An 896-nucleotide genomic window follows, 5' to 3' on the forward strand; every position below is an offset into this window, starting at 1 on the left:
CGCTTCTTCCGAGATGTCGTCCGGAAGCATGCGGGGTTCAGCTAGCACCTGACTGTGGCTGTAGTTTCTGACACCGGCAAACAGGCCAAACATACCGTAGTTCTGGAAGCGAAAGGGTTCGCTAAACTCAGGTTTTTCATACTCGTCCATGTCATGCCACGGCACAGGAGGAAACACGCCGTAGCTGACAGGCTTCCAGCCGTTTGCGGTTTTAATCTCCGCGCAGGTTTTTATATACGTTCCCATTTTTACTCCTTGCAGGGGTCAGGGTTTATGCCAGATCGAATTTAGGTTCAAATATTTCTTGCAGTAAACATTAAGGGATACACCAAAGCGGCTGAGCGTTTTGTAGAGAAACTATTCCTTCTGGGTTTGTTTTGATTTGGCGTTTTTAACGACCCGAATGACTGTTCTATCTGAAACGCCGCATAATCTGGCCGTTTCACGAATACTCAGCCCGGTATTGACCCGTAGCGCGATGATCCGTTCATGCAGTTCTCGATCTGCCTGCCGTCCCTTAAATTTCCCCGCCGCTATGGCTTTGGTTATCCCCTCTTCCTGGCGCCGGCGCCGGTCCTCATAATCTTTACGTGCAATGGCAGCCAGCATATCTAACATCATGCCATTGATCGCAGTTAACATATTCTTCGTGAATTTATCGCTGGCATTCACTGAAAACACCGTATGACTGGTCGGTAAATCCAGGCTAACCACAATCAGGTTTTTTTCCAATATTAACAATTTCAACTTGTGCCAACCTTCATCGTCTAGTCGCGAAAGCCGGTCTACTTGTTCAATGAGAATAATGTCACCAGGTGCCGCATCATCGAGCAGTCGTATAAGTTCTGGCCGCTGGAGTGACGCCCCGGACACATTTTCGGTGTACCAGCTGGCCA

General features: G+C 48.7%; 1 protein-coding gene and 1 pseudogene. Both read right to left on the minus strand.

Going from position 1 to position 896, the window contains the following annotated elements; all coding sequences use genetic code 11:
* Nucleotides 1–246 (minus strand): annotated as a pseudogene (locus AACW11_RS19175) (hypothetical protein); the annotation flags it as partial.
* A gap of 111 nt (nt 247–357) precedes the next feature.
* On the minus strand, nt 358–896 hold a 539-nt coding region (locus AACW11_RS19180; protein ID WP_212587061.1), incomplete at its 5' end, for a recombinase family protein.

Origin of the sequence: Yersinia sp. Marseille-Q3913 (assembly GCF_963892745.1) — a bacterium.
GTDB lineage: Bacteria > Pseudomonadota > Gammaproteobacteria > Enterobacterales > Enterobacteriaceae > Yersinia > Yersinia bercovieri.